Origin of the sequence: Pseudoalteromonas apostichopi, assembly GCF_030297135.1 — a bacterium.
Lineage (GTDB): Bacteria > Pseudomonadota > Gammaproteobacteria > Enterobacterales > Alteromonadaceae > Pseudoalteromonas > Pseudoalteromonas apostichopi.
This window is the reverse complement of the sequence record NZ_AP028065.1, coordinates 2,636,424-2,656,754: the sequence shown is the minus strand read 5'-3', so window position 1 is coordinate 2,656,754 and position 20,331 is coordinate 2,636,424. Positions and strand designations below refer to the sequence as shown.

General features: G+C 41.6%; 22 protein-coding genes. 10 read left to right on the top strand and 12 right to left on the bottom strand.

Annotation, left to right across the window (positions count from 1 at the left end; translation table 11 throughout):
* Nucleotides 1-3 precede the first annotated feature (3 nt).
* The 3 genes from QUE86_RS11990 to rpoE are packed head-to-tail and all read right to left on the bottom strand — an operon-like array spanning nt 4 to nt 2,171.
* Complete coding sequence (locus tag QUE86_RS11990) at nt 4-957, bottom strand: MucB/RseB C-terminal domain-containing protein (RefSeq protein ID WP_130052141.1); 954 nt, start codon at nt 955-957, stop codon at nt 4-6.
* 4 nt (nt 958-961) lie between these two features.
* Nucleotides 962-1,588 carry a sigma-E factor negative regulatory protein gene (locus QUE86_RS11985; RefSeq protein ID WP_286257436.1) on the bottom strand — a complete coding sequence of 209 codons (627 nt, stop codon included), beginning with the start codon at nt 1,586-1,588 and terminating at the stop codon, nt 962-964.
* A 1-nt stretch (nt 1,589) separates the two neighbouring features.
* Nucleotides 1,590-2,171 (bottom strand): RNA polymerase sigma factor RpoE, encoded by a 582-nt coding sequence (gene rpoE / locus QUE86_RS11980; protein WP_036969086.1) that lies wholly within the window; start codon nt 2,169-2,171, stop codon nt 1,590-1,592.
* Nucleotides 2,172-2,564: 393 nt separating this feature from the next.
* On the opposite strand from rpoE, the gene nadB reads away from it, so the two are divergent.
* The gene (gene nadB / locus QUE86_RS11975) at nt 2,565-4,187 is read left to right on the top strand and encodes an L-aspartate oxidase (protein ID WP_130052143.1); all 1,623 of its coding nucleotides are present in this window, start codon (nt 2,565-2,567) and stop codon (nt 4,185-4,187) included.
* Here the strand turns inward: nadB and QUE86_RS20040 are convergent.
* Both QUE86_RS20040 and QUE86_RS11965 read right to left on the bottom strand, forming a co-directional pair.
* Nucleotides 4,162-4,521: a protein YgfX gene (locus tag QUE86_RS20040; RefSeq protein WP_345779675.1), complete on the bottom strand. Its 360-nt coding sequence runs from the start codon at nt 4,519-4,521 to the stop codon at nt 4,162-4,164. The genes nadB and QUE86_RS20040 overlap by 26 nt on opposite strands.
* 40 nt (nt 4,522-4,561) lie before the next feature.
* Nucleotides 4,562-4,813, bottom strand: coding sequence for an FAD assembly factor SdhE (locus QUE86_RS11965; RefSeq protein ID WP_054562257.1), 252 nt, complete (start codon nt 4,811-4,813; stop codon nt 4,562-4,564).
* Between the two features lie 120 nt (nt 4,814-4,933).
* On the opposite strand from QUE86_RS11965, the gene ygfZ reads away from it, so the two are divergent.
* Nucleotides 4,934-5,845: a tRNA-modifying protein YgfZ gene (gene ygfZ, locus QUE86_RS11960; protein ID WP_178926680.1), complete on the top strand. Its 912-nt coding sequence runs from the start codon at nt 4,934-4,936 to the stop codon at nt 5,843-5,845.
* A gap of 12 nt (nt 5,846-5,857) precedes the next feature.
* The gene (locus QUE86_RS11955) at nt 5,858-6,343 is read left to right on the top strand and encodes an FKBP-type peptidyl-prolyl cis-trans isomerase (RefSeq protein ID WP_130052146.1); all 486 of its coding nucleotides are present in this window, start codon (nt 5,858-5,860) and stop codon (nt 6,341-6,343) included.
* Nucleotides 6,344-6,414: 71 nt separating this feature from the next.
* Here the strand turns inward: QUE86_RS11955 and QUE86_RS11950 are convergent, their stop codons facing one another.
* From QUE86_RS11950 to QUE86_RS11930, 5 genes are all read right to left on the bottom strand, one after another.
* Nucleotides 6,415-6,885 (bottom strand): hypothetical protein, encoded by a 471-nt coding sequence (locus tag QUE86_RS11950; RefSeq protein ID WP_167657888.1) that lies wholly within the window; start codon nt 6,883-6,885, stop codon nt 6,415-6,417.
* 14 nt (nt 6,886-6,899) lie between these two features.
* On the bottom strand, nt 6,900-7,694 hold the full coding sequence (locus tag QUE86_RS11945) for a DUF481 domain-containing protein (protein WP_372799659.1): 795 nt from the start codon (nt 7,692-7,694) through the stop codon (nt 6,900-6,902).
* Between the two features lie 59 nt (nt 7,695-7,753).
* Nucleotides 7,754-8,074, bottom strand: coding sequence for an HI1450 family dsDNA-mimic protein (locus QUE86_RS11940; protein ID WP_130052148.1), 321 nt, complete (start codon nt 8,072-8,074; stop codon nt 7,754-7,756).
* Between the two features lie 117 nt (nt 8,075-8,191).
* Complete coding sequence (locus tag QUE86_RS11935) at nt 8,192-11,305, bottom strand: efflux RND transporter permease subunit (protein ID WP_130052149.1); 3,114 nt, start codon at nt 11,303-11,305, stop codon at nt 8,192-8,194.
* A 9-nt stretch (nt 11,306-11,314) separates the two neighbouring features.
* Nucleotides 11,315-12,517, bottom strand: coding sequence for an efflux RND transporter periplasmic adaptor subunit (locus tag QUE86_RS11930; RefSeq protein ID WP_239977317.1), 1,203 nt, complete (start codon nt 12,515-12,517; stop codon nt 11,315-11,317).
* A gap of 258 nt (nt 12,518-12,775) precedes the next feature.
* Here QUE86_RS11930 and QUE86_RS11925 point away from each other — a divergent pair, with 258 nt between their 5' ends.
* From QUE86_RS11925 to QUE86_RS11895, 7 genes are all read left to right on the top strand, one after another.
* Nucleotides 12,776-13,567 (top strand): crotonase/enoyl-CoA hydratase family protein, encoded by a 792-nt coding sequence (locus QUE86_RS11925; protein WP_130052150.1) that lies wholly within the window; start codon nt 12,776-12,778, stop codon nt 13,565-13,567.
* Between the two features lie 69 nt (nt 13,568-13,636).
* Nucleotides 13,637-13,990 carry a CidA/LrgA family protein gene (locus QUE86_RS11920; protein WP_286257425.1) on the top strand — a complete coding sequence of 118 codons (354 nt, stop codon included), beginning with the start codon at nt 13,637-13,639 and terminating at the stop codon, nt 13,988-13,990.
* Nucleotides 13,980-14,690 carry an LrgB family protein gene (locus QUE86_RS11915; protein WP_286257423.1) on the top strand — a complete coding sequence of 237 codons (711 nt, stop codon included), beginning with the start codon at nt 13,980-13,982 and terminating at the stop codon, nt 14,688-14,690. The genes QUE86_RS11920 and QUE86_RS11915 overlap by 11 nt, the downstream gene beginning before the upstream one ends.
* Nucleotides 14,691-14,723: 33 nt before the next feature.
* Nucleotides 14,724-15,563 (top strand): mechanosensitive ion channel family protein, encoded by an 840-nt coding sequence (locus QUE86_RS11910; RefSeq protein WP_130052153.1) that lies wholly within the window; start codon nt 14,724-14,726, stop codon nt 15,561-15,563.
* 99 nt (nt 15,564-15,662) lie between these two features.
* Entirely contained in the window at nt 15,663-16,814 is a 1,152-nt protein-coding gene (locus tag QUE86_RS11905) for a PepSY-associated TM helix domain-containing protein (protein ID WP_286260379.1), read from the top strand.
* Nucleotides 16,814-17,284 (top strand): PA2404 family protein, encoded by a 471-nt coding sequence (locus tag QUE86_RS11900; protein ID WP_167657886.1) that lies wholly within the window; start codon nt 16,814-16,816, stop codon nt 17,282-17,284. The genes QUE86_RS11905 and QUE86_RS11900 overlap by 1 nt, the downstream gene beginning before the upstream one ends.
* Before the next feature lie 249 nt (nt 17,285-17,533).
* Nucleotides 17,534-18,946 carry a family 43 glycosylhydrolase gene (locus tag QUE86_RS11895; RefSeq protein ID WP_275668437.1) on the top strand — a complete coding sequence of 471 codons (1,413 nt, stop codon included), beginning with the start codon at nt 17,534-17,536 and terminating at the stop codon, nt 18,944-18,946.
* Between the two features lie 32 nt (nt 18,947-18,978).
* Here the strand turns inward: QUE86_RS11895 and QUE86_RS11890 are convergent, their stop codons facing one another.
* Together QUE86_RS11890 and QUE86_RS11885 are read right to left on the bottom strand one after the other, a co-directional pair.
* Complete coding sequence (locus QUE86_RS11890; RefSeq protein ID WP_286257413.1) at nt 18,979-19,728, bottom strand: RIO1 family regulatory kinase/ATPase domain-containing protein; 750 nt, start codon at nt 19,726-19,728, stop codon at nt 18,979-18,981.
* 86 nt (nt 19,729-19,814) lie between these two features.
* The gene (locus QUE86_RS11885; protein WP_130052158.1) at nt 19,815-20,279 is read right to left on the bottom strand and encodes a MarR family winged helix-turn-helix transcriptional regulator; all 465 of its coding nucleotides are present in this window, start codon (nt 20,277-20,279) and stop codon (nt 19,815-19,817) included.
* Nucleotides 20,280-20,331 lie beyond the last annotated feature (52 nt).

The window sequence follows — 20,331 nt, the reverse complement described above, 5'->3', positions numbered from 1 at the left end:
AATTTAAAGAGGTCGCGCTACCGACTCTGCTATAGCTTTGGCTGTCATAGCTGGGATATTACCAACAACCGATACATCAAAGCTACCACCATTGTGAACATAGACCGTCGTCGCACCTGATGTTAAAGCACCACTTGCACGTTTACCGGGTAAGGGTCTTTGAATAAAAACAGATACTTCAACAAACCCATCTGAATATAAATAATAGTCAGCAAGTTCATTGTTTAAGTCGAGTTTATGGCGGTCTGATTTTAACAGCTTAAAGCCATCAGGGAGCCAGCCAATTTTCCAATCATTCGCTGCGCCGTCGCTATCACTGGCAATATCATTCGTTGAAAGCACAGCAGGAAACTCACGGTTTTGCATTTCAACTAACATCGGCGCAGGTTGCTCTGTAACGCTAATATGAGTTAGTTGTAATTGCTCTAGCATCTCACCTTTGTGATTTACATAGGCTGATTTAAGTAACAACGAAGACTCTGTATCAAGCCAGATCCAATAGTTATATTTGTATTCATCTTTAGATTCGATGCGCACTAACTGTGCAGAACGACCAGCAATACGACCTTTTCCGCCAAGAACAAAGTCATAATGAGCACTTAGTCTATCGATGTCTTTAAAAAGCACTTCGGGAATAGGTCCAGCTATAGAGTCTGTTTTGACTGAATAAGGCTCAGAATGCGGTTCAAAATAAGTAACTTGATCATCAACACGCACCATTTCAAGACCAGCACCGTTAAGCAAACTTAAATGCTCAAGTTCGATATCATTTTGTTTTGCATGTAACCATCGATACGGTTCCATCGCTTGGCCTTTTACAACTACAAACGATGCATCAAAATTGCGAGTATGAACGGCCGTAGCCATATCATGTAATAATGTTTTGGCGGGATTTTCGTCGCTAGCAATGGCAGGGGCCGTTAATACCAGCGACAAAATAAAAGTAAAAACTTTCATTTAATTAGTTTTTTTCCTCTTCTGCATTTTCTGCAGTTTGCGATTTTTCTAGAGAATATGCAACACGCGCTTGACGTTGATGTTCAAGAACTAATGCACCAATACGTTGCTGTTGTAATTCACGTAAACCTTGCTGAGCATTCTCTAACGCAGGTTGCTCAGATGAGTAACTTACCGGAGAAGCCATACCGGTTAACGGTACTGTTTGTAAGGTTGGAATGTCATTTTGTGGTACTTCGGTGTTTTGTGGCAAAGTTTGTACGCCCACAATCGCAAACATAGCAACACTGGCAGCAATTGCCACTTGGGCAAATGGACGACGCCAATTAAATGCTACTACGTTATCTGTGCCTGTTGCCGCCACGATTTCTTCGCTTTTTGGTACCGTTGTTTTATTCGCGAAATCAGCGTATACAGGTTCTTGCTCAAGTGCTTCAGCCACTGCATCTGCAATGTCAAAGTTAAAAGCGTTATTATTTGCCTCAGCACGCATTACATCACCAATCATTGCGTAACGACCAAATGTAGACACATCGTCGTTTGTGATCGCTTGATCAGTTAACTGCTGCTCGCCGTCAAGTAACGCGGATAACTGCTCATTATCCAACTTGTTAACGTCTGCTTTTGTCATACTAAGACTCACCTATTAATGGATTCAATTTATTATCAATCGCCTCACGGGCACGGAAAATACGTGAACGTACCGTTCCCACAGGACAATCCATAACCACGGCTATTTCTTCATAGCTCATACCTTCAATTTCACGAAGGGTAATCGCGGTTTTAAGATCTTCAGGCAAACTATCAATCGTATTAAAAATTACAGCACGTACTTCGTCACTTAATAACAGGTTTTCTGGCGATGCGTTTGAACGCATAGCATCAGCACTGTCATAAAACTCTGCCTCTTCGGCATCAACATCGTTAGCTGGGGGCTTACGGCCCTGAGCAACTAAGTAATTTTTAGCACAATTTACGGCGATACGGTATAACCAAGTATAAAAGGCGCTATCCCCTCTAAAGTTAGGCAATGCACGGTAGGCTTTAATAAAGGCTTCTTGTGCGACATCAGCAACATCACCTTGGTTTGATACATAACGTGAAATCAAACCTGCAATTTTATTCTGATATTTTCTAACTAATAGGTTGAAGGCGTTTTTATCTCCTTGCTGGACCCTTTTAACTAGCGCTAAATCCAAATCCTGCTCGCTCATTCGAGCCGGTACTCCTCTGTTTGATTCTTGCTTGCTATTCATATACTCGCCATTGTTTACACAAACTCTGACTGCACCATGAATATAAAAGTTCAGTTTAAAATGATTTTTTTATAAAATAGCACGCAAATAAATTGAGTCATACCAATCTTATTACACGGAAATCCTAATAACTGCCTAAAAATCAACGGTTATCTATATTAAATTCACAATTCAAAACAGTTAACAATAAACTGTTTATGTGACGATAAAACTAATAAGATTGGTATAACGTATTAAAATGACTAATAGTGTTAAAGCAAATATGGTACATATACGTATACCACATAAAAATTTATTTGCTCAAACTTTTGGCACTACTAGCCGAGCATTGTAACCGCAAAGACCACAGACATGAACCAAAATAAACATCACATTACTGATGTCGCTATCATTGGCAGCGGCGCCGCTGGCCTTTCTCTTGCTTTATCTCTAGCTAATCACTGTAAAGTGACAGTACTTAGTAAAGGAGCGTTAACCGAAGGTTCTACCTTATATGCTCAAGGTGGTATTGCAGCAGTATTTGACAAAAAGAATGACAGCATTGAATCTCATGTTGAAGACACGTTGGATGCAGGTGGCGGATTATGTGACCGCGACGCAGTCCACTACACCGCTAGCAATGCTAAAAAGTGTTTAAAGTGGCTCATTGAACAAGGCGTGCCTTTTGATATGGAATTTGATTCAAAAGGTAAAGAACGTTTCCATTTAACCCGCGAAGGCGGTCACAGCCATCGTCGCATATTACATGCTGCTGATGCTACAGGTCGTGCAGTACAAACGACCTTAATTAGCCAAGTTCAAGCACACCCTAATATCACCCTATTAGAAAACTACAATGCCATTGATTTAATCACTGATAAAAGCCTAGCTAAAAAAGGCAAACATGTTCATGGCTTATATGTTTGGAACTGTGTCGATAAAAAAGTTGAAACAATTAAAGCAAAGTTCGTTTCACTTGCAACAGGTGGTGCAAGTAAAGTGTACTTATATACCTCTAACCCTGATGTATCCAGTGGTGATGGTATCGCTATGGCATGGCGCGCTGGGTGTCGTGTCGCTAATATGGAGTTTAATCAATTCCACCCAACTAGTTTATATCACCCAGAACTGCAAAACTTTTTAATCACAGAAGCAATGCGAGGTGAGGGAGCTTACTTAAAACGCCCTGACGGCACCCGCTTTATGAAAGATTTTGACGAACGCGGAGAACTTGCTCCTCGCGATATCGTTGCTCGCGCTATCGATTTTGAAATGAAACGCCTTGGCGCGAACTGTGTATACCTTGATATTAGTCATAAAGAAAAAGATTTTATCATTGAGCATTTCCCGACTATCTACGCAAAATGCTTAAGTGTTGGTCTCGACATTACCAAAGAAGCCATTCCGGTAGTACCCGCTGCACACTATACCTGCGGTGGTGTTATGACCGACTTCAATGGCCGCACAGATTTAGACAACCTTTATGCGGTTGGCGAAGTAGCTTACACAGGCTTACATGGTGCTAATCGCATGGCCAGTAACTCACTACTTGAATGTATTGTATTTGCTCATGCTGCCGCAAAGGATATTTTAAGCAAAATAGATTCAAGCCCAGCCCTTGAAGCTTTACCACTATGGGATGAAAGTCGTGTAACTAACTCAGACGAAGAAATTGTTATTACCCATAATTGGCATGAGCTAAGATTATTTATGTGGGATTACGTCGGTATTGTCCGTTCTACAAAACGCTTAGAGCGCGCGCTTCACCGAGTAGAGTTACTACAGCAAGAAATTCATGATTACTACGCTAACTTTAGGGTTACAAATAATTTGTTAGAACTTCGAAACTTAGTGCAGGTCGCAGAGCTTATTATTCGCAGCGCACTTGAGCGCAAAGAAAGCCGTGGCCTTCATTACACTATTGATTATCCTGAGCAAAACGAGAATCCCACACCAACAATTTTAACCCCTAAGACGGTTGCTGCACTGCAATAATCGCACGCTTTAACCGCGAATAACTCATTTCATCAACACTGGCTGCATTAATTATCAGCCAGTGTGATTTATAAAACCCCGCCAGCCTTAGCACTACAAAATTAGCAAACACATAACTTTTAGCCATTATCTGGCCTTGAATTTTAAGATTGTCGTTCACGAACCTAAGCTCTGCTTGCTCTAAAATAATAACGCCATTTTCAGGCTGCGCATGTTGGGCTTTTTTAAAACACAGAATGGCTAGAAAAAGACAAGCTAAACACGCCAAAAGCTGAGCAATAACATGCTGGTAAGCAAAGCATAATATGATGGCTATCAAGCAAAAAAAGACCACAAAGGGTTTGTGGTCTGTGGTGTTATTTGTAACGGTAAATCTATACACGAACTCGGTCTAAAATTAACGCGACCATACCGTTTAGCTCTGGGTCCTTACACTCTTCGTGACCCATAAACCATGCGAATAAATCAGGATCATCGCACTCAAGTAAGCGTTGAAAAACAGCTTGCTGTTCTTTTGATAGTGAGTCAAACGCTTCTTCAACGAATGGCATAAATAAAACATCTAGTTCTAACATACCGCGACGGCATGCCCAACGAATACGTTCTTTACTGTGAATTTCAGTCATTTTAAACCTCGTACTTATTTGTCTGCAGTTTACCAAATTGCTATCGAATAAACAGCTATTTAAATTGCTACCCTAACTAAGTTATCATTAGCGCTCATTCATATCGTAAAGAAGGTTTTTATGTCGACTGTTTACGCATGTCCTTTATCTTATTCACTTATCAGCCTGACAGGCAAAGATAAGTTATCTTACCTTCACGGACAAATCACGCAAGATATCAACAAGTTAAGCAATGATAACTTCCTTTGGGCTGGCCACTGTAATGCAAAAGGCAAGCTTTGGGGTGTGTTTAGGTTGTTTTCTCACCTTGACAGCTATTACCTGGCAGGTTCAAAGCCTGAGGTAGAACAATCTCTAGTCGAGTTAAAAAAATATGCTGTATTTTCGCAAGTAGAAATTCAGCAATCTGAAAAACAGCTAATTGGCTTATTAGGTGATGACCTAACAGCGGCTTTAGAAACCTTAGCAATTACTTTTGATGATGAGCATAACGCAGTCGATTTTGCTGACGGTAAAGCCCTCAAGCTTGCAAATAACCGCGTATTACTTATGGTCAATGATGAGTTTAGCTTACCTGATAACGTAATAGCGCTTGAAGATGACGCTCCATGGCAACAAGCAGCTATTGCTGCTGGTGAGCCATCATTAAATAGCGATGCTATTGGTGAATACGTACCGCAAATGGTTAACTTGCAAGCGCTCGGTGGTATCAGTTTCAGAAAAGGCTGCTACACAGGGCAAGAAACCGTAGCCCGTATGAAATACCTAGGCAAAAATAAACGTGCTATGTATATCGTGTCAGGAAAAGCTGAAGGCTTACTTGATGAGCTTGAACTTGAAACACAAATGGGCGAAAACTGGCGCCGTGCCGGCAAGCTTATTAGCCAAAGTTATAATCAACAAACGCAAACCTTAATGGGTCTGGTTGTGCTTCCTAACGATAATGAAGCAGGCCAAATTTTGCGGGCAAAACACCTCCCTCAGGTAGAGTTATCAATTCAAGCTCTGCCTTACTCTCTCGAAGATGAATAAATAGGAATGACTATGATCGTAGCAGCAAACAAAGTGGTAAAAATGCATTATTCAGTACTGGATAATAACAAAAACACCATCGACAACTCTTTCGATGGTGAGCCACTAGTGTTCATCGTTGGCACAGGTTACTTAATTCCAGGCCTCGAAAATGCGCTATTAGGTAAAGAAGCAGGCGACACATTCAGCGTAACCGTTGAACCAGAGCAAGGCTATGGTGAGCGTCACGATGACCTAATGCAAGCAGTACCAAAATCAATGTTTGAAGGTATGGAAATTGAAGTTGGTATGCAGTTCCGCGCTACGACAGATGCTGGCGACCAATCAGTGATGATCATCGAAATTCAAGACGAAGACGTCATTGTAGATGGTAACCACCCTCTTTCAGGTATTACGCTACATTTTGATGTTGAAGTACTTGAAGTACGCGATGCAACTGAAGAAGAGTTAGCACATGGTCATGTGCACGGTGAAGGTGGTTGTGGTCACAGCCATTAAAATATAGACATAAAAAAAGCGCCTATGGCGCTTTTTTTATGTCTATATACTGCTGTCAAATAGCTGATCATTTACTCTGCTTCTGACGTAGCCTCTTTGCTAATTTCTGGTACTGCTTCAGTAATATGTAATTTAAGTGCAGCAAGTAAACCATCTTGGTCGTTGGTTCCTAAGCGATAGTGAGTACCGTCTTTCATTGCCAGTTCTACAGCACTGAATCCTGATACACTATAAACCCAACCATCATGAGTAATACGAAGGCCTATGCCATGTCGAAATGAGTTACTTACCGCTCGAACAGACTCAATCTCATCAAAAGCTACTGTTTTACCAAATACACCAGGTCCAAATGCCCAGCTTACGGTTTTATCGTTGACCTTGATGGTTAAACCATGGAATAAAAAGGCCACCAGCACCAAAATAGCGCTAAACACCATGAGCGGAATATCTGCACCAATTAAATTCCAAGCTAGGGCGATGAAGCCGCCAATCCAGCCTAATATAACAAAAATAAAAATAGCGTACTGCTTATGTTGATACATAGTGAGGTATTCTCTTAAAAGCTATAAACAAAGGTCGCACTCAGCTCAGAATCGTACTTAAGCTTATCTTCCTCTGGTTTTGAGTTATAGCGATACATATAGGTAAATTTGAGTGAAACATCACCCATGATTTTGCTGATCAATGAGGTTTCTGATTTTAAACGCGAGTTTAACCCTGACAACGATTGCTCATAACTAACGTCTTGATTAAAGCGAGTTCGCGCAGAGACCGTACGCTCCCACTGCAGCGCTAAACGAAGTAGATAACCCGTTTTTGTTTGATCTTCTTCTGTAGCCGTATCTTGATCAGCCACCGATCGATATAAACCAGGGCCAACATCGATATCGACTTTATTCTTACTGCCTTGATAAATGCGATTACCGTAACCAGTCGCTACTGTGCTCTTAAACTCAAGACCACTAAATTTATCTCGCTCGTAGTCACCATAAATGAAAAACGACTCATTTTTCACATTTAACTTATAGTTGCCTTGGCCTGATACAAATATTCGATCAGCTGAGACTTCTTCATCACCGGTTTCTTCATTGCGGTCACGTTTGTATAAAGTATCGAGCTTAAATTGGTTCCGCCATTTTTCAAAATCTTGGTAGAGATTACCTTTGAGTTTGAAACTAGTTGAGTTGGTATTGCCACGACTTACCATAAAGCCAAACTCCATATCTCCATACAGCAACTCGCCTTTATGAATTTTATGAATTTCTTCTTCTGATAATTGTCCGTATTCATGAAAGTCTTCAAACGGATCAACAGCAAAAGCCTGCCAACTGCATACGAGCAGGGCGGGCAAAATAATTCGTTTTATTGAATTAAAACAACTAAAAGTAGAGTCAAACATCGGCTGGAGAGTTATTCGCTATCTTTCCATAGGATGTGGCAAAACGGTGCATCTTTGTCTCGGCTAATTAATATTTTCGCAAATAAAATATCTTGATTGTCGAATTCAAGCCCTACTAAGACTTGCACAAACAGCTCAGGTTCAATTTCTAGTGCAACAAAATCTTGCCACTGCTCGTCAGGCTCACCTTCTTCAATAAAGCCAAGCTCTTCTCTGTGCTCGTTAAAATAAGCAATATCTTGCTCGCTTAAGTTATCAGGCGCTAACTCTAAAAAGATATCATAAGCCTGATGAGTTACTTCTTCTTCACTGTATAAGCGTGGACCAGCCATTCCTTAAACCTCTGCACATGTGTATCGCTTTGAATTCGGCTATGATAACAAACCTCTTTTGAGTTTTACCAAAAAAAAAGCCAGGTTACCCTGACTTTTTTGTAATTTTAAGAATTTTTACTCTGAACTCGCTGTGCCTTTTATTTTTTCACGCATTGATTGCACTAATGTATAAAATAGCGGAACTAACAAGGTGCCAAAGATGGTTGCAGCTAGCATCCCAAATAACACGGTAATACCGAGCGATATACGACTACCTGCCCCTGCGCCACTTGCAAACACCAGCGGTAATACACCAAGCACAAACGAGAGTGCCGTCATTAATACAGCCCTAAAGCGTAATCTTGCAGCGTTAAGAGCCGCTTCAAAAATACTTTTACCTGCCGCGCGCTCTTCCATAGCAAATTCAACAATTAAAATAGCGGTCTTGGTGGATAGACCAATCAGGAGCACTAAACCAACCTGCGCATAGATGTTGTTTTCCATACCAATCACATATAGCGCAAGCATGGCGCCAAATAACGCCAGCGGTACCGCTGCAATTACCGAGAACGGAATTGTCCAACTTTCGTATTGCGCTACTAAGAATAGATAAACAAACACCACCGCTAAGCCAAACAAGATGGGCGCCATATTTCCGGCTTCAATCTCTTGTTTCGATTGCCCAGCCCACTCATAGACATAGCCCGTTGGTAGCTGCTCAGCCAACTCTTGCATTGCTTTAATAGCATCACCACTGGCATAACCCGCTGCTGGCTGTCCGCTAATACTGGCGCTGCGATATAAATTAAAATGGGTCAAACTTGTTGGACCAAGAATTGGCTCAAGTTTAGCTAAAGTGGTGAGCGGCACCATTGCCCCCTCATCATTTCGTACATAGTAGTACTGCAAGTCTGCAGGGTTTTGACGAAAACGGCTTTCCGCCTGCATGATAACGCGGTAAGTACGGCTAAATTGGTTAAAGTCATTAATGTATAACGACCCTAATTGCGCCTGTAAAGTTAAGAAAATATCACTAAGCGCTACCCCTTGAGCTTTTGCCTTATTACGGTCAATTTCAAGAAAATACTGTGGAACGTTCGCTCTAAATGTACTGTAAACATTAGAAAGCTCTGGACGCTGGTTGGCTTCATAAATCAGGCCATTTAACACTTGTGCAAGCTCAGCAGGCTCACGCCCTTCGCTGTCTTGTAATCTAAACTCAAAGCCAGCACTCGTGCCAAGACCCGGTATTGAAGGAGGATTAAATGCCATGATTTGCGCATCTGGCATAGCCCAAAACTGACCCATTAAACGCGTCAGTACCGCGCGTAATCCAAGCTCCGGACTTGTACGCTCTTCCCAATCTTTGAGCACGACGATACCCAAAGCATTATTAGAACCTGCACCACCTAGTAATGAAAAGCCAGATACCGCAATAAAATCGGTTGCGGCAGGTTCATTTTTCACTATATCACCCAGTTTGTGCATCACTTCTTTAGTACGACCGCTTGCTGCGGCATCAGGTAATTGCACATCAACAAAAAGAAATCCTTGGTCTTCTGCTGGAACAAAGCCCGTAGGAACTGTTTTCACCAACCACCCTGCCGCAGCAAAAATAACCACTGCAAACAGCGCCATTCTTGCTGTGCGTTTTAAGATAAATTGAATAACCTTACTGTAGCCACTGGTCGAGCGAGTAATAATATTTTCGAAAGGCGCTAACCATTTAATCGGCTTCATGGCCTTTTCATTTAACAATAAAGCACACAAAGCAGGGCTTAATGTCAGTGCGTTTAAAGAAGAAATGAGTACCGCAAACGAAATAGTCACCGAGAACTGTTTATAAAGCTCCCCTGTTATTCCGGGCATAAAGCCAACAGGCACAAACACCGCAAGCAATACTAAGGTCGTTGCCACTATTGGCCCCGATACCTGCTCCATCGCTTTTGTGACCGCTTCTTTAATTGGCAATTTTTCTTCTTTAAGTATTCGCTCAACGTTTTCAATTACAATAATGGCATCATCCACAACAATACCTATTGCAAGGACTAAACCGAATAAAGTGATCAAGTTGATGGAGTAATCCATCATCATCATAAACGCGAAAGTCCCCACTAACGATACTGGAATAGCAACCGTTGGAATAAGCGTAGCGCGCCAATTTTGTAAGAATAAAAACACGACTAAAATAACCAAGCCGACCGCTTGAACAAGAGTAATAACCACTTCGTCAATAGAACGATTGATGAACTCTGTTGTGTCGTAAGGGATTGAGTACTCAACACCATCCGGTAGCTGTTTAGCAAGCTCTGCCATACGTGCTTTTACATCAGCAGCAACTTGAGTCGCATTCGCTTCTGTCAGCTGATAAATAACAATAAACGCAGTGTCTTGCTGGTTTAGCTTTGCTGTTGTACTGTAACTTGCTGCACCTAATTCAATACGTGCAATATCGTTTAAGCGTACAAAGTTGCCATCTTTGCTTGAGCGAATAATGGTTTGACCAAATTCTTCAGGGGTTTTTAAGCGCCCTTTAGCTTGAATTGAATATTCAAACTGCTGACTCGGTTCAGAAGGCGCAGCACCAAGCTTACCCGCAGCGACTATGGTATTTTGCTCTTGCAACGCAGCTCGAACCTCTGACACCGTTAATCCAAGTGATGCCATCCGATCAGGGCGTAACCACAAGCGCATAGAATAAGTTTGCTCGCCCATTACTTCAGCAGAGGCAACCCCATTAATACGGCCAAGTGGCTCGGTTAAGTAGTTGGTTGCATAGTTACTTAAGAAAATAGCGTCGATATTTTCTTGGTTCGAATATAAGTTAATACCCAGTAGCATCGAGCTCGATTTTTTCTTAACCGACACACCTTGACGTTTCACCTCTTCAGGTAAGCCTGCTTCAGCGAGTGCGACGCGGTTTTGTACGTTAACTTGGGCTATATCTGTGTCTGTTCCGACCTTAAAGTACACGGTTATATTAGCCGTACCGTTATTAGAAGATGTTGATTCGATATACATCATATCTTCAACACCATTAACCTGCTCTTCTATGGGCCTGATCACCGACTCTTCAACTATTTGTGCACTTGCACCTGGGTAACTGGCACTAATTTGAACTTGCGGAGGTGTAATTTGCGGGTACATATTCACTGGCAACAATGCCATTGAAATTAAACCCGCAATAGTAATAACAATCGATATTACCAAGGCAAACTTTGGGCGAGATATAAAAGTTTTACTGATCATATCTCAATCCTAAGAGTTAGCTTTGCTAGAAATAGTGCCTGTTGTCTCATCGACGTTTTTTTCAACCGCTTTCACTTCAGCACCTTGGCGAACTTTTTGTAAACCTTCGATTATGACTTTTTCACCAGCTTCTAAGCCTGACTCAACCACCCACATAGCATTAATGCGACGACCAAGTTTGACGATACGCATAGCAACTTTATTTTCATCATCAACAACAAGTACAAACTTACCTTGCTGGTTTTCTTGTACCGCTACTTGAGGAATGAGTGCCAGCTCCTGTTTATTGGTACTTTCAACGATTAAGGTAACAAATAAGCCAGGCATAACTATGCCATCAGGGTTATCAAATTCAGCTCTAAGCTCAACCGTACCTGTGTTTCGATTAATTTTAGTATCTGCGAAATCCAGTACACCTTTGTCAGGAAATGTCGAGTTATTCGGTAAACGCAAAGTTAAGTCAATGGGCACATCACGAGGGTCTTTATCTGAAGGTGCTTGATGTTGCTGGCGATAAGAGATGTAATCTGCTTCTTCAACCTGAAAGCTCACGTAAATTGGGTCAACATCGGTAAGCTCTGCGAGTTCATTTGATGATGGACCAACAATATTGCCAACATCATAATTTACTTTACCAATACGCCCTGCAAACGGTGCACGAATATCTGTATAACTTAAATTAAGCTTTGCTTTTTCAAGCTCTGCCTCAGCCGCTTTTACAGCTGCAGCCGTTTGCTCAAAGTTAGTAGTGAGTTTATCGAGGTCTGATTGTGAAATAAAACCTTGTGCGGCCACATCTCTTCCGCGCTTTAAATCACGTTCAGCAGCATCCGCTGCAGCAATTTTACTTTTCAGATCAGCTTCAACTTCTGCGACCGTTGAGCGATATTCAGATGGGTCAATCCTTAGTAAAAGCTGATCTTTTTCAACAGACGAGCCTTCATTAAAGTGACGTTCTATTAATTCCCCCTCAACTCGGGCTCTAATTGCGACCTCTTGGAATGCTTCAGTACGCGCAACAAATTCTCGGTAATTACCAACTTCTTGTGTGACGACATTAAATACTGATACGGCCGGTGGCGGCGTAGCTTGTTGTTGTGCTTTATCATCTGAACAGCCAACCATTGTGGTTGTTAAAGCTACTGAAAAAGCAGCAAAAGCCAAAGAACGAGATGATTGTTTAGTTATGCGAGCTGTGTTGCGCATCAGCATATTTTTACTCCTTGTAGCGCGACTTAAAGCTAAGTCTAGTCGTGTCATGGGATTTTGTGAAAGTATCTAACTATTCACAAAACCAAACTAGCTATGAACTAGCATCTTTGTTTTAAAAATATACATCAATTTGTAACTAAATATATGACAAGGTTACCCATTTTTGGAAAATATAGTGATTCCTTGCGACACATCAGCAATTCTTTACTTAGTTGTAATTAACTCGTAAGCTCTAGCAAACAGGTCAGAGGAGTTACCATGATAAAACTAGAAATAAAACAACAAGTCGCATGGGTTAGCCTTGTTCGTCCCGAGAAACAAAATGCACTAAGTTTTGCTATGTTTGTTGAGCTTTCAAACGTAATAAAAAAAATTAAACGCGATCGCAATTTACGCGCTGTCGTTATATCTGGCGAAGGTGGACACTTTTGCTCTGGGCTAGATGTTGCTGCGGTGATGAAAAAGCCGAGTAATATCGTCAAACTCTTATTCAAATGGTTACCAGGAAACCAAAACCTAGCGCAGAAAGTCGTGTTAGGTTGGCAAGATTTAAGTATTCCTGTGATTGCTAAAATTAACGGACATTGCTTTGGTGGCGGCATGCAAATCGCACTCGGTGCTGATTACCGCATCGTCGATAAAAATGCCAAATTAGCCATCATGGAAGCGCGTTGGGGCCTTTGCCCAGATATGGGGGCTAACGTGGTACTTGCTGGCTTGATGAAACGCGACCAAGCTCTTTGGTTGGCAAGTCATGCAGGCCCTATCTCGGCTGAAGACGCAAAAGAATATGGCTTAGTTACGCAACTAACTGATGACATTGATAAACAAACAGACGCTGTACTCGAAACACTGATGGCCCGCTCGCCGGATACCCTTGCTGCAATTAAACGAATTACTCAGCAAAGCTATCGCTCACAGCAGCGCAAAATTCTCGCTAAAGAAACATGGAGTCAAATTCGTTTACTGATGAACCCTAATACCAAAAAGGCTATTGCGAAGGCGAAAGGCGCTGAAGACATCAAATTTAATAATGCAAAATCATGGTAAGCTAAAGTCGCATAGTACAACTGACAAGGGTATGATGTAGTTGTACTTTATTCGCAATCATCCTGACTCATGAAATACCTCATCAGTAGTATCATTATTCTTGGCTGTTTAGCCCTTGCTAAATATTTGACGGCTTTGCTTGAAAGCTCTTTCCCTGCCCCATTGCTAGGTATGGTGTTACTGCTTGTATTACTGTTAACGGGCCTAGTGAAAGAACAACACTTAAAACCGACAGCCAGCCCTTTACTTAATTATATGCCGTTATTTTTCATCCCAGCTGGGGTTGGCATTATTGAGCACCTAGGTTTAATTACACAGAATTGGCCTTTATTACTGACTATTTTTTTTGTAGTGCCACTGACCAGTGTTTTACTAATAGGCTCTGTTATTGCTTACTTTAAAGGACGTGAAAATGACAGTTAGTTTATGGTGGCTAAGCGTTCCTTTTATTATTGCTCTTTTCTTAGTGTTACGCTTTTTGAACTCTAAAGCACACCATGCCATTCCCAAAGCACTTAGCAACCCTGTGTGCTGGGCAATTGTCTTAATTGCGGTGCTGTTAGTGATATTTAAACTCCCTTATGCACCTTTTGCCGAACACAGTAAAATTTTAAGTTGGTTACTTGAGCCTGCGATTGTGGCTTTAGCTTTACCGCTTTATCAGCAATTTATACATGTAAAAAAGAACCTACTATTAATTCTTATAAGTTGTAGTTTAGGGGTATTCAATGCGACGCTGGTAGCATCGCTAATATGCTATATTTTTGACGCACCCACGCAGTTAAGTGCATCACTTGCCAGCTTGTCAGTAACGACACCGATCACTTTATTAGTGACAGAATCACTGGGGGGCATTCCCTCTTTGGCCGCAGCAATGGTGATCTTTATTGGCGTATTAGGGGCTATTTTTGGTAATTTGATTTTCTCGCTGATAAATATTCGCAACGCTCAAGCAAAAGGCGTTGCCATTGGCACTGCATGTCACGCCATTGGTACAGCGTCATTGATTGCTGATCAGCCAAAAGCTGGCGCCTTTGCCTCTGTAGCTATGGCATTAAGCGCACTACTAAGCGCTATTATAGTGCCAATACTCTATCCTGTTATTCAGCATATTCTGGTATAGTCAACGCTCGCAGTAACCTTGTTAGGAAAACACATGATTGACTCAGAAATACAACAAGTCGAAAAATACTACAATCTGATAATGGAATATTTAGTCACCTATAGCATGCAAATTGTAGGTGCCATCTTAATTCTATTTTTTGGCTTATGGATTGCGCAAAAAGTATCGAATATGGTGGCTGGCCTCATGCAGCGTCATAATATCGATATCACCCTCACCAACTTTGTCAGTAATGTCATAAAAGTATTGCTGATCATCATGTTCTTAGTTATTGCCCTTGGTAAAATAGGCATTAGCGTCACGCCTTTTGTGGCAGCGATTGGTGCCGCATCATTAGGTGCAGGTTTAGCAATGCAAGGCATGCTCTCAAACTACGGCGCTGGTCTTGCGATCATTGCAACAAGGCCATTTGTCGTTGGCGATACTATCGAAGTGAAAGGAGTAAGCGGACAAGTTAAAACCATTGAGCTTGGCCACACGATTCTTATTAACGAAGAAAAAGTCGAAATCACCATTCCTAACAAACATATTGTTGGCGAGATTTTACATAACTCGTTTAGCTATTCACTAGTCAAAGGCGAAATAGACATAGCTTATGATGCAAATGCTGACCTAGCTATTGAGCTTATCGAAAAAGTCTTAAACGATCATGAGCTAGTTAGTGACTCTCCTCACGCACAAGTAGGTATTGAGCGCTTTGCACAAAGCGGTGTTACCTTGAGCTATCGCTTTTGGGTGCCAACCACCAAAATTATAGAGACTAAATTAGCGGTTAACCGCAATGTATTTAAAGCAATTCAGGGGGCGGATATCGAAATTCCTTTCCCACAACGGATTGTTACCCTGAATCAAAATTCCGAAAAAGGCGCTTAATAGCCTTTTTACTAGTTCGACGACAGTGATTGTGTTTGTTTAAAACATTGTAGTACAATTTAAATGATAACAATTACTATCATCAATTAACGTCGAGCTATTTTTACCATGAGTAAACGTCTTTGGTTCCAACTACATGGTTGGTTTTCGCTCCCTTTGTGGGTGCTATTTTGCTTTATCTGTATCACAGGTACTGTGTCTGTGATAAGCCATGAGCTTACTTGGCTCACTAACAGTGAAGCACGTGCAAACAACCCAAATAACTTACCAGCACTAGGTGTTGATCAAGTTATTAGTAGCGTTGAAAAAGCCTACCCTACAGCTGATGTGATGAGTGTTCTCACTTATGAGCCTTATCTGGTGAATGCTGTTATTTTCACCGATACTGACAAACCTTATGCTGTGGCCTACGTCAATCAATATACAGGCGAAGTACAAGCGGTTAATGACACGATCTCTTTTATTGAATTTATGCGTACCCTACACGGCTGGCTATTCTTCCCTTGGCAAGAAGGTTACAGCGTAGGTTACTACCTAGTCAGCGCCATGGCTTTTGTCATTTTAGGTGCGCTAGTAACAGGCTTAGTGATTTATAAAAACTTTTGGCGCGCATTTAGTCAGCCAAAACTACGTTTTAACCAAGGTAAAAAAACCTTTCTAAAAGATTTACATACCCTAAGTGGCGTTTGGTCAATTTGGTTTATGGCTGTGATGGCTTTGACTGGCCTGTGGTATTTAGTACAAGCCATCATGTGGCATAACGAAATAGACATAGAAGAGCACGCACCGTTAGTGGCTGTGTCAGCCTTACCTGCAGATAAACAAACACCGCCTACAGACTTAAAAGCGGCATTAGCGATTACCAAAGAGAAATACCCAGATTTCAAAGCAAGCTATGTGATGCTCCCTGAGCATAACCGTGGCATGTTTAACATCATGGGAAGTGGCGATACTATTTTCTATGATAACTACGCCTACTCAACATCAGTCAATCCATGGACTGGTGAAATTGCAGTAAGCAAAAGCCCTGAGACGATGAACGCTTTACAAACCCTGTCGCATATCGCTGATCCACTGCATTACGGTAATATTGGCGGTCTTTGGACAAAAGTTATTTGGTTTATTTTTGGTTTAATTTTAAGTGGAATGTCAATCACAGGTTTTATGATGTATGCCGCTAAATTAGTTAATAGCAAACCGGTAAAAGCGCGCCAAGCTGCGCCAGTAAATAATGTTCAGGAGGCAAACTAATGGCTCGTTTACAAGCAACTTGGTGGCAACGTAAAAAGTACATTTTGCATGCTGTAATACTAGCTTTGCCTGTATGGTTTATTTATCAATCATTAAATCCCCAGTTTCCTGCTCTTTGGCAAGAGCAACAAGCGGGTGAATATAAAATCGCGCCGATGCCGCTCAATGAAGATGCTCCTTACTCACACCACAATGAATACGTAAAAGATTTTTTTATTGCTTTTAATCAAGGTGACATCAGCAATATCCGTCAGGCTTACCTAAATATTGGTAAAGCGCCTTTGTCACTGACTGAGTTTGCCAAAGATGAAGAAGGCATAATGCATGGTACAAATCATGGTCAGCATGCCCATGCTATTGCCCCAAAAACCATCTCAGCAGACGATAAACTGTGGATCACCATTCAAACTTGGCAAGGTCAACTACATACCCTGAAATGGGATATTCCCAGTCAGTTTATTACTCAATAACATCCGAAAAGCCACTCACTGAGTGGTTTTTTTGTATCTCTTTAAAACACTTTCGCCCCCTCTAAAACAGTTGAAAGTAAATTTTTTGTTAATTATTCCCACTAAAACCTTTACAAAGGTAATAATATAATAAAGTATTATAAATAGTTTTAATCTGCACCACTGCTATTAATTGATTGGTGTTGATCAAAACTCATCCAAGGAGCAGAACACACAAGGAAAGCTCAATAACAATGATTTGGAGACACAATGATACTTTCAAAAAAAGCGCTCGCTGCGCTTAGCTTTGCATCAACACTGATACTTCCCTGTGCCTATGCGATTGATAATGGCGTATACACGATTAAATCAAAGTACAGTGCTAAGTTTGTTGAAGTTGCCAGCGCACAAACCAATGATGGTGCGAATGTCAGTCAATGGGCTAACACTAATCACGATACTCAGCGCTGGTTAATTACCAACATAGGTGGCAGCAACTATTCGGTTATTAATCTAAATAGTGGTAAAGCCCTCGAAGTGTTTGACTTCTCAACTGCCGATGGTGGCAATGTTGTGCAATATGAATACGCTAATCTTGCCAGTCAACATTGGCAAATTAATGATGAAGGTAGCGGCTACTACAGCTTCATAAATGATCACAGTGGTAAAGCACTCGACTTATATGCTTTTGATGGCAACGATGGAGCGAATATTAGCCAGTGGAGCTACAACGGCAGCGATGCGCAGCAATGGCAACTAACCAAGCTTGCTAATGTTGAATCAACACCATTTGATCCATCAACGACAAATGGCACTGCAGATCACTGGCCACTTACAGGTAATTTAGTCACCCACGATCCAACCCTTGGCTATGAAAATGGCACCTGGTGGGTTTTTCAAACGGGCCCAGGTATCTACGGTAAGTATTCAAGCAACGGTGTAGATTGGAATGATGCGCAACCGATTTTCTCAAATGGTTTAAGCTGGTGGAGTAACTACGTGCCAGATCATGATGGAATTGATGTCTGGGCGCCTGAATTAAAAAGCTACAATGGCCGCAGCTGGCTTTATTATTCTATTTCGACCTTTGGTTCACGTGTTAGTGCTATTGGCCTTACTTCTGCAAGTAGTGTGGCAACAGGTGATTGGCGTGATGATGGTTTAGTAATCAATACCACCAATAGCAATAATTACAACGCCATCGACCCAGATCTTGTAGTGGCAAAAGATGGTGCACCTTGGCTTGCCTTTGGCTCATGGAATTCGGGCATTAAACTCACACGTATTAACCCGATGACCATGAAACCATTTGGCCAAATCTATTCGTTAGCTAGTCGCTCAGGTGGGATCGAAGCACCTACCATAGTGTATCGCCAGGGCTACTACTATTTGTTTGTTTCGGTTGGCAAATGCTGTGATGGTACCAATAGTACATACCGCATTGCTTACGGTCGCTCTACTGACATTCGTGGTCCATATCTAGATAAAAATGGCATCAACATGTTAGCCAGCGGCGGCAGCATTCTTGATGCGGGTAATAGCCAATGGGTAGGCCCAGGAGGACAAGACATTTTAAATACCGATGTGATTGTTCGTCATGCCTATGATGCAGGTGATAATGGCACGCCAAAATTGCTCATAAGCACCCTTAATTGGGATGCTAATGGCTGGCCTAAATACTAGTTCTCCCCATTAAGCGCGTGCAAGCGCGCTTTTTATAATCTATCTAATATACTGCGAATAAAGTCAGAGTTGAGTATCTGAGTCACTGCCCCACTACACCATAAGTAGGCGCGTTGTATGGGATAACCTTTAAAAATCCAACGCTTACGAACATGATTAAAGTCGTGTAAATAATCAGCCTTCGTTTGTGGTAATGAATCATTGGCTAACTTCTGCCACGCTTTATAAACCCCACTCATATCAGCACCACGCATAAAACGCTGTAACCAGCGCGGAAAGCGTGCAAAGCGAATCGCTGACTGAAAATCAATGATGTAAGGCTTACCGTCTTTTGAACAAATCACATTTCCCAAATTACGTAAATCCAGATGCACCACGCCGCGGCGGTGCATTTTTGCAACTAAACGCTCAAACTCTTTAAAGAAATCACTCGGTAACTGCTGCTGTTGCAAGGCAAGCTGGCGAAGTGGCGTGCCTTCTATAAAATCGTAAACAATAGCAATAGATGACAAACGACAAAAGTTATCGACCACTCCGTCTACGTCTTGCAGGCGTGCCAGCCCCTTGTACTCCTGATTGATAAAAAGCGGCGCGATAGTTTTTCTCACCCACCATGGGCTGTGCTGAAAGTCTTTAATAATTAAATCAAATTTCGCATCTTTGTAACGATAAACAATGGCATTAGCAAAGCGGCCTGTATGAACAACCGACAAACCTTCTGGGCTAAATTGATGAGCTGGAAATTGCGCGTGAAGCTGCGCGAGCAAAGATGATTCAAACATAACAACCCGGACTTGTTAAAATTAAATGCCTAGGCAACTATATTATCAAAATGCTCTAACAGCGACAATGTACCGCTTAGAGAAATTTATGCTTTTAAATTATGAATTGCTCTAAACAGCAAGCTTGCGAGTTGCTTTTGCTCATCATCAGAGAAGCCTGTAAGTGCTTTGCGATAGATATCATTTACGGTTGGTAAAATTTCAGGATAGAGTTGTTGGCCCTTTTTTGTGAGGCATAAAAGAGTTGAACGGCGATCTTCAACTGACTGCTTTTTAGCAACCAAGCCCTTGTCTTCTAAACGAGAAAGTAACCGACTCATAGCGCCACGGTCATACATCATGTGCTCACAAAGCTCAGCCAAGGTATTTACCTTACCACGCGCAAGTAGCACAACTACAATATATTGGGCCGACGTTAGCTCTTTATCCTCTAAAGCATCATCAAGGTGAGTAACGAGGTTTGAACGTAAATAAGAGACTAAGCGACCTAAGTCTTGCACGGGATCTAAATCTTCAATACAGCACTGGCCAATTGATGCAGGTTCTTTCATATTTCCTCTAAAACGATTAATAGCAATTCATAGACAGTTAAGCGGCAAAATA